Origin of the sequence: Nocardiopsis listeri (assembly GCF_020741345.1) — a bacterium.
In the GTDB taxonomy this organism is placed as follows: domain Bacteria; phylum Actinomycetota; class Actinomycetes; order Streptosporangiales; family Streptosporangiaceae; genus Nocardiopsis; species Nocardiopsis listeri_A.
This window is the reverse complement of the sequence record NZ_DYZD01000222.1, coordinates 39,353-54,637: the sequence shown is the minus strand read 5'-3', so window position 1 is coordinate 54,637 and position 15,285 is coordinate 39,353. Positions and strand designations below refer to the sequence as shown.

At 70.8% G+C, this 15,285-nt stretch carries 12 protein-coding genes, 1 pseudogene and 1 riboswitch; of the genes and pseudogenes, 7 read left to right on the top strand and 6 right to left on the bottom strand.

The window, feature by feature from the left end; all coding sequences use genetic code 11:
• Positions 1–364 precede the first annotated feature (364 nt).
• The 4 genes from K8V84_RS12065 to K8V84_RS12050 all read right to left on the bottom strand — a co-directional run bounded on the left by K8V84_RS12065 (position 365) and on the right by K8V84_RS12050 (position 3,922).
• Positions 365–832, bottom strand: coding sequence for a nitroreductase/quinone reductase family protein (locus K8V84_RS12065; protein WP_304074202.1), 468 nt, complete (start codon positions 830–832; stop codon positions 365–367).
• 141 nt (positions 833–973) lie between these two features.
• A complete protein-coding gene (locus K8V84_RS12060; protein WP_304074201.1) occupies positions 974–2,164 on the bottom strand; it encodes an acyl-CoA dehydrogenase family protein in 1,191 nt (396 codons plus the stop codon).
• Positions 2,165–2,191: 27 nt separating this feature from the next.
• Positions 2,192–3,460, bottom strand: a complete 1,269-nt coding sequence (locus K8V84_RS12055; RefSeq protein ID WP_304074211.1) for a CoA transferase — start codon at positions 3,458–3,460, stop codon at positions 2,192–2,194.
• 78 nt (positions 3,461–3,538) lie between these two features.
• On the bottom strand, positions 3,539–3,922 hold the full coding sequence (locus K8V84_RS12050; protein ID WP_304074200.1) for a DUF3870 domain-containing protein: 384 nt from the start codon (positions 3,920–3,922) through the stop codon (positions 3,539–3,541).
• Positions 3,923–4,138: 216 nt separating this feature from the next.
• Positions 4,139–4,253: riboswitch (SAM riboswitch) on the top strand.
• A gap of 64 nt (positions 4,254–4,317) precedes the next feature.
• Between K8V84_RS12050 and K8V84_RS12045 the strand changes: the two genes are divergently transcribed.
• The 4 genes from K8V84_RS12045 to K8V84_RS12030 all read left to right on the top strand — a co-directional run bounded on the left by K8V84_RS12045 (position 4,318) and on the right by K8V84_RS12030 (position 8,195).
• Positions 4,318–5,709 (top strand): aminotransferase class V-fold PLP-dependent enzyme, encoded by a 1,392-nt coding sequence (locus tag K8V84_RS12045; protein WP_304074198.1) that lies wholly within the window; start codon positions 4,318–4,320, stop codon positions 5,707–5,709.
• Positions 5,710–5,843: 134 nt separating this feature from the next.
• Complete coding sequence (locus tag K8V84_RS12040; RefSeq protein ID WP_304074196.1) at positions 5,844–6,644, top strand: SAM-dependent methyltransferase; 801 nt, start codon at positions 5,844–5,846, stop codon at positions 6,642–6,644.
• A 301-nt stretch (positions 6,645–6,945) separates the two neighbouring features.
• A complete protein-coding gene (locus tag K8V84_RS12035) occupies positions 6,946–7,662 on the top strand; it encodes an SAM-dependent methyltransferase (RefSeq protein WP_304074195.1) in 717 nt (238 codons plus the stop codon).
• Positions 7,653–8,195, top strand: coding sequence for a DinB family protein (locus tag K8V84_RS12030; protein ID WP_304074194.1), 543 nt, complete (start codon positions 7,653–7,655; stop codon positions 8,193–8,195). The genes K8V84_RS12035 and K8V84_RS12030 overlap by 10 nt, the downstream gene beginning before the upstream one ends.
• Positions 8,196–8,243: 48 nt before the next feature.
• On the opposite strand, the gene K8V84_RS12025 is transcribed toward K8V84_RS12030, so the two are convergent.
• Positions 8,244–10,454 carry a primosomal protein N' gene (locus K8V84_RS12025; protein WP_304074192.1) on the bottom strand — a complete coding sequence of 737 codons (2,211 nt, stop codon included), beginning with the start codon at positions 10,452–10,454 and terminating at the stop codon, positions 8,244–8,246.
• Positions 10,455–10,623: 169 nt separating this feature from the next.
• Positions 10,624–11,848 (bottom strand): annotated as a pseudogene (locus K8V84_RS12020) (RNA-guided endonuclease InsQ/TnpB family protein).
• A gap of 99 nt (positions 11,849–11,947) precedes the next feature.
• Here K8V84_RS12020 and fmt point away from each other — a divergent pair.
• The 3 genes from fmt to rpe all read left to right on the top strand — a co-directional run bounded on the left by fmt (position 11,948) and on the right by rpe (position 15,250).
• Positions 11,948–12,883: a methionyl-tRNA formyltransferase gene (gene fmt / locus K8V84_RS12015; RefSeq protein ID WP_304074190.1), complete on the top strand. Its 936-nt coding sequence runs from the start codon at positions 11,948–11,950 to the stop codon at positions 12,881–12,883.
• Between the two features lie 76 nt (positions 12,884–12,959).
• A complete protein-coding gene (locus K8V84_RS12010) occupies positions 12,960–14,423 on the top strand; it encodes an RsmB/NOP family class I SAM-dependent RNA methyltransferase (RefSeq protein ID WP_304074188.1) in 1,464 nt (487 codons plus the stop codon).
• A gap of 158 nt (positions 14,424–14,581) precedes the next feature.
• Entirely contained in the window at positions 14,582–15,250 is a 669-nt protein-coding gene (rpe, locus tag K8V84_RS12005; protein WP_304074186.1) for a ribulose-phosphate 3-epimerase, read from the top strand.
• Positions 15,251–15,285: the final 35 nt, after the last annotated feature.

Genomic DNA, 15,285 nt, shown 5'->3' with positions numbered 1-15,285 from the left:
GCCGTTAGGCACCTCGACCACTCTTCCCCCTTCCCCGATAGCCGCCCAACCGCCGCCCGCACCGCACGGGTCAAGGCCACCCACCCCAGCGACACAGCAACACACCATCGCCTTGACGCGTGCGGTGCGGGCGGCAACGATCACGCGGCGGGGAAGGAGGAAGAACCCACCCCCACCCCGCCCAACCACCAGCAGGTTCTCTAACCCAGGCGCCCCACCCACAGACCCAATACTTTCGGCGCTGCGTGGAACACGAAGTCCGGGAAACACCGCGGCCCCGGACCCCTCGACGGGGTGACCGGGGCCGATCGTGCTCGGGTCGTTCATGCTCGGATTATTCGTGCCTGGGTCGTTCGTGTCCGGGTCAGATCCGGATGGTCGTGGACCGTACGACGCGGAAGACCGGGTGACGGTCCGCCTCGGCCACGAACGCCTCGACCGGGGCTTCCGGAGGCGCCTCGAAGTACGGGCCCACGATCGCCGAACGCGGGTGCTCCAGGTACTCCTTGAGCGCCGCTCCGGCCTCCTCGGAGTCCACCTCGAGCACGCTCACCAGTTCGATCCAGCCGCCTTGGCGCAGGGTCGCGAACCCGTCCTTGCGGATGTTGTGCACCCAGTTCACCTCGCCGTACGGGGAGACCAGGTACCGGCCGCGCTCACTGTCCAGCACACTCACCGGGGTGGTGCGCAAGAACCCGGACTTGCGGCCCCGGGTGGTGAGCAGGTGCATCTCCGGCGGGCAGACCCCGTACTTGACGAAGTTGCTGACGACCGCGTCCGAGACGCGGCGCAGCTTGGTCGCCTCGAACCGCTTCGTCGGTTCGTTCACCATCTTGGGCAACTCCCTCACTCGGCTGCTCCCCATTGTGGTGGCTGGGAGCACTCGTTGGCACCCGGGATTACGGCGAGATCCGGCACACGCCCCTCACCTGCGACGCGATGCCGCACCGGATTTCCCGGGCCGTCTCGGCCGCTAGCGGAACGCGGAGATTCCCGTGACGGACTGGCCGATGCTCAGCGCGTGGATGTCCTCGGTGCCCTCGTAGGTGGCCACGGTCTCCAGGTTCACCATGTGCCGCATCACCGGGTACTCCAGCGTGATGCCGTTGGCGCCGTGCAGTCCGCGCGCGGTCGCCGCCACCCGCTGGGCCGCGGCCACGTTCGCGAACTTGCCGAAGCTGACGTGGTTGTGGTGGCACTCGCCCTGGTCCTTGAGGCGACCGATGCGCAGGGCGGTCATGCCGGCGTGGTTGACGTCCACGACCATGTCGGCGAGCTTGCGCTGGGTGAGTTGGAAGCCGCCGATGGGCTTGCCGAACTGCTCACGGGTGAGCGAGTAGTCGCGGGCCGCCGCGTAGCAGGCGCGGGCGGCGCCGGCCGCGCCCCACACGATGCCGTAGCGGGCCTCGTTGAGACAGGAGAGCGGGGATCCCAGTCCCTTGGACCCGGGCAGGATCGCGTCGGCGGGCAGACGTACGTCCTCCAGGACCAGTTCCGAGGTGATGGACGCGCGCAGCGACAGCTTCTTGTGGATGACGTTGGTGCCGAACCCGGAGGCGTCGGTGGGCACGACGAACCCGCGGACACCCTCGTCGGTGGCGGCCCACACCACGGCGACGTCGGCCACCGAACCGTTGGTGATCCACATCTTGGTGCCGTTGAGCACCCAGTCGGAGCCGTCCCGGCGGGCGCGGGTGCGCATCGAGCCCGGGTCGGAACCGGAGTCGGGCTCGGTCAGACCGAAGCAACCGATGGCCTCGCCCGCGGCCATGCGCGGCAGCCACTCGTTCTTGTGCTCCTCGGACCCGAACTTGTGGATCGCGGCCATGGCGAGGGAGCCCTGCACGGACACGAAGCTGCGCAGCCCGGAGTCCACGGCCTCCAGCTCGCGGCAGGCCAGACCGTAGGCGACGGCACTGGAACCACCGCAGCCATAGCCCTCCAGGTGCATGCCGAGTACCCCGAGGTCGCCGAAGGCCTTGGCCAGGCCGCGGGGGTCGGGCAGGGTGCCGGCCTCGAACCAGTCGGCGACGTTGGGCAGCAGTTCCGCGGCGGCGAACTCCCGCACGGCGTCGCGGATGTCGCGTTCGGTGTCGGACAGTTCGGCGTCCACCGCCAGGAAATCGAGCGGGTCGGGGGCGGCGGCCTTGCGGGAGTCGCTCATGGTGGGTGTCCCTTCGTGGTGCGTGGTTTACGAAGTCCGTGGGTTCTCGGGGTGTGGAGTCGAGGCCGGTGGTCGGTCGACGTCGGTCTGTTGAACGGCGCCGCGCTCGAGCAATCCCTCGATCCGGTCGGAGGTCAGCCCCAACTCGGTGAGGATCTCTCGCGAGTGCTGGCCGAGCAGAGGGGGAGCGGACATGGGGACGGGGGTGTCCGCCATCCGGAAGCCCGCCCGGACCTGCTCGAGGAGCCCGGCGGTGGGGTGTTGAACGGCGCGCAGAACGTCGTCGCCCGAGGCGTCGGCGGTACGCAGCGCGTCCAGGACACCGCGCACTCGACCCACCGGGACCCCGGCGTCGACCAGGACGTCCATCCAGTGGTCGGCGGGGCGGGAGGTCAGTGTCGCGGTGAGTTCGCCGACCAGTTCCTCGCGGTGCGCCACCCGTTCGGGGTTGGTGGCGTAGCGGGGGTCCTCGGCCAGGTCGGGGCGGTCGATGGCCGCGCACAATCGCCGGTACAGGGCGTCGTTGCCCGCGGCCACGACGATCTCCGCGTCGGCGGTGGGGAAGACCTGGTAGGGGACGATGGTGGTGTGCGCGTTGCCCACCCGGGCCGGTTCCGTCCCCGTGATCAGGGCCTGTTGGGTGAGGTTGACCAGGCTCGACAGGGTGGAGTTGACCAGCGACACGCTGATGTCCTCACCGCGGCCGGTGGCCCTGGCCCGCATGAGCGCGCCGAGGATGCCCACGGCGGCGTTGAGGCCGGTGAGCACGTCGGTCAGCGCCACACCCACCTTGCTGGCCGGTCCGTCCGCCGGGCCGGTGGTCGCCATCAGCCCGCTCTCGGCCTGCACGACGATGTCGAATCCGGGTCGGTCCTGCGGCCGGTGTTCGGGACCGAACCCGCTCACCGAGCAGTACACGACCGCCGGGTTGCGTTTGCCGATCTCCTCGTAGCCCAGCCCCAACCGGTCGATCACCCCGGGTCTGAAGTTCTGGATCACCACGTCGGAGCCGGCGCACAGTTCCTGGACCGCGGCGAGCCCGTCGGGGTCCTTGAGATCCACGGCCAGGCTGCGCTTGTTCCGGTTCACCGACAGGAAGTAGGCGGCCTCTCCGGGGGAGTGCGCGGCGCGGTGTTCCTCGGTGGGCTCCGCGTAGGGCGGTCCCCAGGAACGGGTGTCGTCGCCCCGCCCGGGCTGTTCGACCTTGATCACCTCGGCGCCCATGTCCGCCAACAGCATGGTGGCGTAGGGGCCGGCCAGGACCCGGGACAGGTCGGCGATCCGCACGCCGGCCAGGGGGAGCGGGGCACCCCCCGTCCGGGGCCCCTCGGGGGCTCGCGCCTCTGTGGATTCGTGACTGGAAGGGTTCAAGGGTCACTCCTCGCCGTCGGGGGCACCGGGCAGCTGGTCGCCGTCGCGCATTTGGTAGTAGGTCTCCAGGCAGCGGCGCAGCGCGGTGGTGAGCGCGGCGCCCGACTGGCCCGCGTAGCGCGTCTGCACCCGCCGGACGATCTCCGCGATGTCCTCGGTCACCGAGGCGCCCTCCACCAGGGCACGGAAGAAGTCCTTGGCCAGGTCGGTGAGCAGGGTGGTGTCCGCGGAGACGATCCGGTCGTCGGCGGTGTCCACGGCGAGCACGACACCGAGTCGCTGGTACTGGGAATGGCTCGCCACCGAATCGGGAAGACGGGCGTAGCCGGAGATGAGGACAACCCGGGGGTTGCGGAAGAGCTGCTGAACGCGGTCGTCGCCGGGCAACGGACACACCTCTCGTCTGCGGGCACGCGAAAACTCCTACCGACTGGAGTCTCGCGTCTGAAGGGCGACCGGGGGAAACCGGCCACCCGCGACGTGAGGGCAGTTCGAGACCAGTATGTCGTCACCGTCGCGCCGACTGTCAAGCGGGGTCGTGTCCCAGACCACACTGGTCCCATGGGTGCGTCGCGCACGACCCGTGTGTTACATTTCGGCACAGGTCACGAGTACCAGCGTCAAGCCCCGGCTCGCTGGTCGGCAACCCTCCTTCCGCGGTGGGGTGCCCCGGGTGAGGACCAGGTCCCGACACGACCGTGTCGGACAAGCGCGGACCCAGGAAGGCGCGGCCGTCGAGCGGCCTACCCCGTGGGTCCCACGACCCATCGAAGAGGTGCCGCATGACCACCGTCGTTCCGTTCGACTCCACCCGCCGTCCCCGTCCCCGCCAGGCGGTTCGGGACGCGCGTGCGCGCCGGGCGTCGCGCCCCGCCGACACCGTCCCGGACTGCTCGATCGTCACCCCCGACGGCGGGGTCCCGCTGGTCACCGGAGAGTACGTCGACTACGCCAACTTCGACTACGCGGCCAGCGCGCCCTGCCTGACCGCGGTCGCCGACGCCCTCTCCGCCGCCCTGCCGTACTACGCCAGCGTGCATCGGGGGGCGGGCCACCACTCCCGGATCAGTACCGAGGCCTACGAACAGGCCCGTCGCGGTGTCGCCGGTTTCCTGGGCGCACGCCCCGAGACCGACGCCGTGGTGTTCGTGCGCGGCACGACCGACGCGCTCAACCTGCTGGCCCGCTGCGTACCCGACGGTTGCACCGTGGTGGTGTTCGAGTCCGAGCACCACGCGAGCCTGTTGCCTTGGGAGCACCCGGCCGCCCGTGCCGCGAAGGTGGTGCGCCTGCCGCTGCCGGCCACCCCCGACGCCGCCGTCGAGGCCGCCCGCACCGCCCTGCGCCGGGCCCCCGAGGGCCCGAAGCTGCTGTGCGTGACCGCGGCCTCCAACGTCACGGGTGAGATCTGGCCGGTCGAGGACCTGGTCGAGGCCGCCCACGCGGAGGACGCCCGTGTGGTGGTCGACGCCGCCCAGTACGTGCCGCACCTGCCGTTCAGTCTCACCGACACCGGCGCCGACTACGTGGCGCTGTCCGGCCACAAGCTGTACGCGCCCTTCGGTTCGGGTGTGCTGGCCGGCCGCGCCGACTGGCTGGGAGAGGCCGCGCCCTACCTTTCCGGTGGTGGCGCGACACGGAAGGTCACCGACCACGACGTGCTCTGGAACGACCTGCCGGCCCGGCACGAGGCGGGCAGCCCCAACGTCCTGGGCGCCGTGGCGTTGGCCGCGGCCTGCGCCACCTTCACCGAGGACACCCTGTACCTGCAGCACATCCGTGAGTCCGCCCTCCTGGAGCGCCTGCGCGCCGGGTTCTGCGAGATCGACGGCGTGCACGAGCTGACCCTGTGGGGGCCCGAACAGGCGCGGGTGGGCATCGTGTCGTTCGTGGTGGACGGGCTGCCCGCGGACCTGCTGGCGGCCGCCCTGTCCGCGGAGTACGGCATCGGGGTGCGCGACGGCCTGTTCTGCGCGCACCCGCTCACCGCCCACCTGCTGCCCCGGGGGCACACGCAGGCGGTCCGCGCCAGCCTGGGCGTGGGCACCACAGAGGAGCACGTCGACCGGTTGGTCGGCGCGGTGGCGGACCTGGTGGCCCATGGGCCGCGTTGGGAGTACGTCGACCTCGACGGCCGGTCGGTGCCCGCTTCGGACCCGCGCGACGCGCTCTGAGCGGCGCATGCCCGGAACGGCACCGTCGTCTATGATCAGTGCCGAAAAACCGGTGGGAACGGGATGTTCGTCGCACGGCCGTCGAACTTCCGTTCCCTGCCGTGAACCCCCTGCGCATCGAGGTGGATGACCGCATGACCGACGATTCGACCGCCCAGGCCCCCGGGTCGAAGATCGATACGACCCGGACCCACTCGGCCCGGATCTGGAACTACTGGATGGGTGGAAAGGACAACTATCCGGTCGACCGTCTGGCGGGAGACGCGGTGGCCGAATCCTTCCCGGAGATTCGGGACCTGGCCCGCACCAGCCGGGAGTTCCTCGTCCGCGCGGTGACCCACCTGACCCGGGACGCGGGCATCCGCCAGTACCTCGACATCGGTACCGGGATGCCCACCGCCAACAACACGCACGAGGTCGCCCAGTCGATCGCACCGGAGACCCGGGTGGTCTACGTCGACAACGACCCCCTCGTACTGACGCACGCCCGCGCCCTTTTGGTCGGCACCCCGGAGGGCGTCACCGACTACGTCGACGCCGACCTGCGCGACCCCGACGCGATCCTGGCCAAGGCCGCCGACACGTTGGACTTCGACAAGCCCATCGGGCTCATGCTGATGGGGATCCTGGGCCACGTCCCCGACGAGGACGTCCAGCCGATCGTGCGCAGACTGCTGGACGCCCTGCCCTCGGGCAGTTACCTGGTCAGCTACGACGGCACCGACACCAGCGAGGCCTACAACCAGGCCATCGAGGAGGGCAACAAGCACGGCGACGTGCCGTACCTGCTGCGCAGCCCCGAGGCCATCGCCGAGCGCTTCGAGGGCCTGGAGCTGCTGGAGCCCGGTGTGGTGCCCTGCCCGCTGTGGCGTCCTCCGATCGAGGGAGCCCGTCGCGGTCTGGACCAGTACGGCGGGGTGGCGCGCAAGCCCTGACGCCCGGTCTCGGGCCCGTGCCCGAAGCCCCGAAGCCGTACCGCGGGCCGCCCCGGAACCTCCGGGGCGGCCCGCGGTGTTCGTGGATGAGCGTTCGGGACCTTGGGCTCACAAAAACTTGCGACGCAGGTCGTGACAAACGGTGTAATAGGGCCCATTTCACGTAGGGGTGTGCGGGGCATCACGTTCACAAGCGGTACTATCTGGCCCTGACGGCAGGGTGCGCCGGCGCGGACCCGATCGGTCCACCGACAACGGACGCCCTGCCTCCCACGAGCGAACCGGCTGGGGGAGCGTGAACGTGACGGACGTCCGAGGACCTGAGGCAGGTCCCCTCACGGCCGTGTTCCGACGGAGGGAATCCTTTCGAAAGCCCGGGCGAGGACCACGCGTCGTCGACCTCGGCGACAGGGATCGTGTCCGTGCCCCCCATGATCCGGCCGTGGCCGAACACGTCCGCCTGCACCAGGCCTTCCTCGGTCGGGTCGTCGACTACCTGGTCGCCGACGCGGGCGTACGCCAGTTCGTCGACTGGGGCTGTCCCGTTCCCGGAACCGCGGAACGCGTGCGCCGCGCCGACCCCGAGGCCACCGTCGTGCACATCGCCCCCGAGGGAGCCGCGGGGATCCTGGCCTCCCCGGACGGCTCGGCCGTGCTGTCCGGCGACGGAGCGTGTTCCGAAACGCTCCTGCGCCGTCTCCACACCAGCGGGCTCGTCGATCTCGACGAGCCCGTCGCCGTATTGATGACCCGCCCCTTCGGAGAGGACTCCCCGCCCACCGGCCTGGACACCCTGCACCGACTCATGCGCGGCGGCGGCTACCTCGCCCTCACCTCCACGGCGCCCCGAGCCGACGTCGAACCCGCCTTCGACCCCTTCCTCCTCCTCGAACCCGGCGTGGCCGACCTCACCTGGTGGCCCTACCCTGACGAGGACGTCGCCGCCCAGGGCAGCGGAGTTCTGGCAGGATTGGGCCGCGCGCCGAGAAGAGGAGGGGGAACGACCCGATGGCGGTGAACTGGAGTGGCGAGATCCTCGCCCAGATGCAGTTCTACTGGGACTTCTCGCTGTGGCCACGCCTGGAGGGGCTCACCGACGAGGAGTTCTACTGGGAGCCGGCGCCGGACTGTTGGACGGTACGTCGGCGCGAGGACGGCCGATACGCGCCCGACGGCGCCTACCCCGAACCCGTCCCGCCGCCGGTCACCACGATCGCCTGGCGGCTCGGCCACATCATCGTGGACGTGCTGGAGACCCGGATCAACTGGCACTTCGGCGACCGCACCGCGATCCGTGACGCCATCGACTGGCCCTCCACCGCCGCCGAGGCGCGCCAGCGCCTGCGCACCGCATACCTCACCTGGTCCGAACACGTGGGCCGGCTCGACGACGACGCCCTGGCCGCACCCGTGGGCGGGGCCGAGGTCGCCCAGTGGTCGGAGTTCCCGATGGTGGTGCTGGTCCTGCACCTGAACCGGGAGTTCATCCACCACGGAGCCGAAGTGGCGCTCCTTCGGGACCTGTACCGTGCCGGCGAGGGCCTTGGCTAGCGCTTCGGCGCGCCCGAACCGAACCCCGGTGGCTCACGTGAGGGAACACTAGATCACGCGGAGGGGGTCCACGCGGACCTGGGCCAGATGCTCGTCTCGGCGGGCGCTGCGGGCCACCGCCGCCGCCTTCAACGCACGTGCCAGCTCACCGATCCCGTTGCGCGGTACTCGCAGCAGCGCGCGTTCGGTCACGTGGGTGCCGTCATCGGCCGTCTCCGACCCGACCGGCACCGGCCCCAACAGCTCGGCTCCCGCGGGCAGGACGATCTGGTCCAGCAGTTCGCGTACATGCTCGGGTCCGCCGGTGATGGAGGCCATCGACACCGCGGGCGGAAAACCCAGCTCGCGGCGGTCGGCCAGCTCTCGTTCGGCGAACCCCGCCGGGTCCCAGCGCACCAGTGACTGCACCAACGGCAGTGAGACGTCCGCGGAGACCACCACGGTGCCGCCGGGGCGCACCAGCGCGGCGGCGTTCAACCACCGACGCAGCGTCTCCTCCGAAGCCCGCAGATCGGCCCGGTTGAGCAGCGCCCACCCGTCCAGCAGCACCGCCGCCGCGTAACCGCCGCCCTTGGCCACGGGTTCGGCCCCCGGGGTGGCCACCACCAGGGCCGGCTTGCCCGAAACCTCGGGCAGCACGTCCTCGCGTCCGGAGGTGCGCACGGTCAGCGCGGGGAAGGCCCGCCCCAGCTCCTCGGCGGTACGTCGGGCACCCACCACCACCGCGCGCATCCGGGTCACGCCGCACTCGGGGCAGGCCCACTGGCCGGCCACCCGGCCGCACCAGCCGCACGAGGGCAGGGCGTGCGATCCGCGCACCGCGAGCGGGCCACGGCAGCCGTCACAGCGCGCGGGTTCACGACAGCCGGCGCACGCCAGGCTGTTGAGATAGCCCCGGCGCGGTACCTGGAAGAGCACCGGACCCACCCGGGCGGCCTCCCGGGCCGAACGCAGTGCCACGCTCGGCATGCGAGCCGAACGCGCCGCCTGGTCCCGGGCCAGCTCACGGTCGTCCCCGGCCGCTCGAATCAGTGGGGCGCGCCGGCGCAGCGTCGCGCGGTCGGCGATCAACGGGTGCGCCCACCCCGACTCCAGCAGCAGTTGGGCGTCGGTGGTGCGGGTGTGCCCGCCGATGAGCGCGCCGGCCCCCGCCTTGTGGGCGCGCATCGCCAGGACCGTGCGCGAGTGCGGATAGGGCGCGTGCGGGTCCACGTGCACGTCGTCGCCGTCGTCCCACAGCACCACCAGGCCCAGATCGCGCACGGGGGCGAAGACGGCGGCGCGGGTCCCCACCACCACCCGGACCTCACCGCGCAGGAGCGCCAGCCACCGTCGGTATCGCTCGGCCGGGCCCAGGTCGGCGGTGAGGGCCACGTGCCGTCCCTCGCCCAGCCGGCGGGCGAGCGCCTCGTCCACCCGGGCCACGTCACGGCCGTCCGGGAGGACGATCACGCTGCCGCGTTCGGCGGCCAGGGCGGCTTCGGCCGCCACCGCGATCGCGTCGGTCCAGTCGGTGCCGGGCAGGGCGTTCCAGATGGCACGTGCGGGAAGTCCCTCGCGCAGCGCGCGCACGTACGCCGGACCCTCCGTGTAGGCGTCCCAGGGGCCGGGGTCGACCTCCAGGACGGCGGTCTCCACGGTCTCCTGCACGGCGGAGGCGTCGCCGGGGATCGCCGCGTCGGGCCCGATCCCGGACGGCGGGGGCCCCTCCGCGGTCTCCGGTGTCCCCGCTTCGGCCTCCCCGACCCCCTCCAGGTCTTCGGCCCTCTCCCGGGCGCGCCGATCGGCCTCCTTCTCCACCCGTGCGTGTCGGGGCGGTACCGCCAACCGCAGCACGTCGCTCAGGGTGCCCGCGTACCGATCGGCCACGGCTCGGGACAGCGCGAGGACCTCCGCGGTGAGCACCGGTTCGGGGGAGACCACCGTCTCCAGGTAGGCCAACCGCCCGGCGAACTCCGAACTCTCCACCCGCTCCGCCAGGAACCCGGCGAGCAATCGGCCGTTGAAGCGCACCTTCACCCGGCAGCCGGGCACGGCCGACTCGTCCATGTCGGCCGGCACGCGGTAGTCGAAGTAGCGGTCCAGGTGCGGCAACGGAGTGTCCACGACGACACGCGCGATCGGAAGCCGGTCGGCGGGCCTGCGCTTGGCCGGCCGACGACTCTTGGCGGAGGCGGCCTTGGCCTTCGCCGTTTCCTTCGGCTCCCCCGCAGGCAGGTCGAAGAGGGCCGCTTCGGGCTGGTCGGGCTGCGCTGTCATCTCCTTTGGTCTATCAGATGACCACGACGGGCCAGGGGCGCGAGAAGCCCGACACAGGCGCGTTCTCGGTGGGGAGTGCGGTAGAACAGTGACGTGTGGTCGCAGTCGAGGAGGAATGGTCGAACTTGACTTCCTCCCCCTCCTGGCAGGAGGGGGATTCCGGAACCACCTAACGGTGGTTCGGGGCTCGCGCCCCGTCACGGGTCACCCCGTGGCCTTCCTGCTTCACCACCGACAGCCCCGTTCGGGAGGACTCCCGTTGAGGTCTTACACCGGCTCCACAGGCAGAAACGGCCAGCCCGGCCGCCTTGAGGTTGATCGCCGCGTTCACGTCGCGGTCATGGGTGATACCGCACGCGCATGTCCAGGTGCGGATGCTCAACGGCATTTTCTCCTGGACGCTTCCGCACGCCGAGCACAGCTTGGAGGAGGGGAAGAACCGGTCCACTGTGACCGGCTCACGCCCGTACCATTCAGCCTTGTATTCCAGCATGGCCCGCATCTGAGTCCACGCCGCGTCCGAGATGGCGCGGGCGAGCTTGCGGTTCTTGACCATGTTGCGCACGGTCAGGTCCTCGATCACGACCACTTGGTTTTCGCGGACGAGACGAGTGGTGAGCTTATGGAGGAAGTCGCGACGCCGGTCGGTGATGCGGGCGTGCACCCGAGCCACCTTCCGCCGGGCCTTCTCCCGGTTGTTGCCGCCCTTGGTCTTGCGGGACGGCTCCCGCTGAGCCTTTGCGAGCCTGCTGCGATCGCGCCGCTCATGTCTGGGGTTGGCAACCTTCTCACCCGTGGAGAGGGTGAGAAGGGAGGTGATGCCCGCATCCACACCGACCGCGTCATTCGGTGCCGGGTCGGAGCCGACCACGTCCTCACACGAAAGCGATACGAACCAGCGACCCGCCGCGTCACGCATCACGGTCACCGTAGACGGCGTCGACCCCTCTGGCAGGGGACGCGACCACACGATGTCCAACGGATCGGCCATCTTCGCCAGCGTCAGGTAGCCGTTGCGGTAACGGAATGCGCTGTGGGTGTACTCCGCGGTGGCTCGGGACGTCTTGCGCGACTTGAAACGCGGATACTTGGCGCGGCCCGCGAAGAAGTTCGAGAACGCGCCTTGGAGATGCCGCAACGTCTGCTGAAGAGGAACAGAGGGAACCTCGGACAGGAAGTCGAGATCGTCGGTCTTCTTCCACCCTGTGAGCATCTTCGAGGTCGCGTTGTAGTCGACCCGTTCCTGGCGCTGATACCACGCCTCGGTGCGGGTGGTGAGAGCCTTGTTATAGACGAGGCGAACACACCCGCAACGTGCGCGACAGCTCGGCCGTCTGCGCGTCTGTGGGGTAGAAGCGGTATTTGAACGCCCGCTTCACGGTCTTCCTCACCATGGCTAACATTCCATCGGCTTGCTTGTAAATATGTGTACGGAAAGGAGAGGGCGTTCCCTCCCCGCCCTGAAGGACGGGGTCTTCACGCCCAACAACCTGATGAAGCTGGTCTTTGCCGGTACACCCGAGGTGGCGGTGCCCTCTCTGCGGGCCCTGATCGACTCCGAACACGAGGTCGCCGCCGTCGTCACCCGGCCCGACGCCCGCTCCGGGCGTGGCCGCAAGGTGTCGGCCGGCCCCGTCGCCGAGCTCGCCGAGAGCGAAGGCATCGAGGTCCTCAAGCCCGCCAAGGCCGGTGACCCCGACTTCCTGGCCCGCCTGGGCGAGATCGCCCCCGACTGCTGCCCGGTGGTCGCCTACGGTGCCCTGCTGCCCCAGTCCGCCCTGGACATCCCCGTGCACGGCTGGGTGAACCTGCACTTCTCCCTGCTACCCGCCTGGCGCGGCGCGGCCCCCGTCCAGCACGCCGTCCTGCACGGTGACGACGTCACCGGAGCCTCCACGTTCCGCATCGTCAAGGAACTCGACGCCGGGCCGGTCTTCGGCACCGTCGCCGAGACCGTGCGCCCCACCGACACCAGTGGCGATCTCCTCGACCGCCTGGCCGAGTCCGGTGCCGGTCTGCTGGCGCGCACCGTCGACGGCATCGCCTCCGGGGAACTCGTCCCCGTCGAGCAGCCCGAGGCCGACGTCTCCTACGCCGGCAAGCTCACCCCCCTGGACGCCGAACTCGACTTCACCTGGACCGCCCTGCGTCTGGACCGGGTCGCCCGCGCCTGCACCCCGGCCCCCGGCGCCTGGACCACCTTCCGCGGCACCCGTCTGAAGGTGGGACCGGTCCGGCCCGTCACCGACGCCGACCGCCCCGACCTGGACCCCGGCCACCTGTACGTGGACAAGAAGCGGGTCCTGGCGGGTACCAGCACCCACCCGGTCGAACTCGGCGAGGTCCAGCCCCAGGGCAAGAAGGCCATGGCCGCGGTGGACTGGGCTCGTGGCGTGCGTCCCACCGAAGACGACCGGATGGGCCGCTGACCTGTCGTAGTCTCGATGCCGGCGGGCGTGGGCGCTCGCCGCCACACGTCCCCGGCTTGTTGAGGCAGAGCACACGTTGAGCGAGCAGTCCCGTTCCCAGAACCGTCGTCCGAGCCGGGGCGGCGCACCCCGCCAGGGCGGTCAGCGGTCCGGGCCGCCCCAGCCGCGTGACCCCGCCCGCAGGGTGGCCTACGACGTGCTGCGCGCGGTCGAACAGCGCGACGCCTACGCGAACCTGTTGTTGCCGGCCCTGCTGAACGAGCGTGGCGTCCACGGCCGCGACGCCGCGCTGGCCACCGAACTCACCTACGGGACCCTGCGCCACCAGGGCACCTACGACGCGATCCTGCAGACCTGCGTGGACCGCACCCTGGCCTCGGTGGACACCGAGGTGTTGCCGCTGCTGCGGATGGGTTCCCACCAGCTGTTGTCCACCAACATCCCGCCGCACGCGGCGGTGGGGGAGTCGGTGGCGCTGGCCCGCAAGGTGGTCGGCCATCACCGCTCCCGTTTCGTCAACGCGATCCTGCGCAAGGTGAGCGCCCGCGACCTGGACGCCTGGCTCCCGATCGTGGCCCCCGAACGCGATCGTGACCCGAGCGGCTATCTGTCGGTGGTGCACAGCCACCCGCGCTGGGTGGTCAAGGAACTGGCCCGGGCCCTGGGGGAGCGGGCCAAGGACGCCGGTCTGCCCCGCACCGAGGAGCTGCTCGAGGCGCACAACGAACGCCCCAAGGTGACCCTGGTCGCCAAGCCGGGCCGGTCCAAGGTCTCCGACCTGCAGGAGTCCGGCGCGGAGCCGGGCCGTTACTCGCCCTTCGCGGCCTACCTGCCCGAGGGCGACCCGGGCGCCATCCGGGAGGTGCGCCAGAACCGGGCCGCCGTCCAGGACGAGGCCAGCCAGTTGGTGGCGTTGGCCCTGACCCGGGTCGACGTCCACGGGGACGACGCCCGTTGGCTGGACGTGTGCGCCGGCCCCGGTGGCAAGGCGGGCCTGCTCGCCTCCCTGGCGGGGCAGCGCGACGCCCGCCTGGTCGCCTCCGAGGTACAGCCCACCCGGGCCGGGCTGGTGGCCGGCGCCGTGCGTCGGGCCCCGCGCGACGCCGGTCGTGCGATCGCCGCAGACGGCACCCGACCCGCCTGGCGACCGGGCGTCTTCGACCGAGTGCTGGTGGACGTACCCTGCACCGGCCTGGGCGCCCTGCGGCGCCGACCCGAGTCGCGTTGGCGTCGAGGTCCCGAGAACGTCACCGAGCTGGCCCCGCTCCAGCGTGGGCTGCTCACCAACGCCGTGACGGCCGTGCGCCCGGGCGGGGTGGTGGCGTACGTGACGTGCTCCCCGCACCTGGACGAGACCGACGGCATCGTCCAAGGCGTGCTCGCCGAGCGGGACGACCTGGAGCTGTTGCGCGCCCCCGACCACCTCGACGAGGTCCCCGACCTGGCCGCCGGGCCGGGGGGAAGGTACGCGCAGTTCTGGCCGCACGTCCACGGTACCGACGCCATGTTCCTGGCCCTGCTGCGCCGCAAGACGCAGTAGCGCCGTCGTTTCGCCCGGTGTCCTCAGCGCCGGGCGAAACGGACATATATGGATCTACTGTGTAAAGGTGAGGGTTCGCTCGCCCGGAGTGAACCCGACCGACCAGGGTCGACCCGGGGCCGGGGCCGACCACCGCACAAGGCCTATACACTGCTGACGTGGCAATTCAGATCTCTCCCAGCATCCTGAACGCGGACTTCGCGCATCTGGCCGACGAGGCCGCCGCCGTGTCGACCGCGGACTGGCTGCACGTCGACGTCATGGACGGACACTTCGTCCCCAACCTGACGCTGGGTCTGCCCATCGTGGAATCCCTGATCAAGGCGACCCCCACCCCGCTGGACTGCCACCTGATGATCGAGGACCCCGACCGCTGGGCGCCCGCCTACGCCGAGGCCGGGGCCGGCAGCGTCACCATCCACGCCAAGGCCGCCGGCGCACCGGTGCGCACGCTGCGGGAGATCCGCAAGCAGGGCGCCCGCGCCGGTCTGGCCCTCAACCCCGCCGAGCCGGTGGAGCCCTACGCCGACCTCATCGGCGAGATGGATATGCTGTTGTTGATGACCGTCGAACCCGGGTTCGGCGGACAGAAGTTCCTTGACCTGGTTCTGCCCAAGATCCGCCGAGCTCGTGAGATCCTGGACAGCAGGGAGGCCTCCGTTTGGCTGCAGGTCGACGGAGGGGTCTCCGACGAGACCATCGAACGCGCCGCCGAGGCCGGAGCCGACGTCTTCGTCGCCGGATCGGCCGTCTACGGGGCACAGGATCCCGCGAGCGCAGTCGAGTCCCTACGTGCCCAGGCCCGCAAGGCGAGCGGTCGGGACTAGAACCGAAAAGACCATCTCCGAAGGGGCGCGGCCGC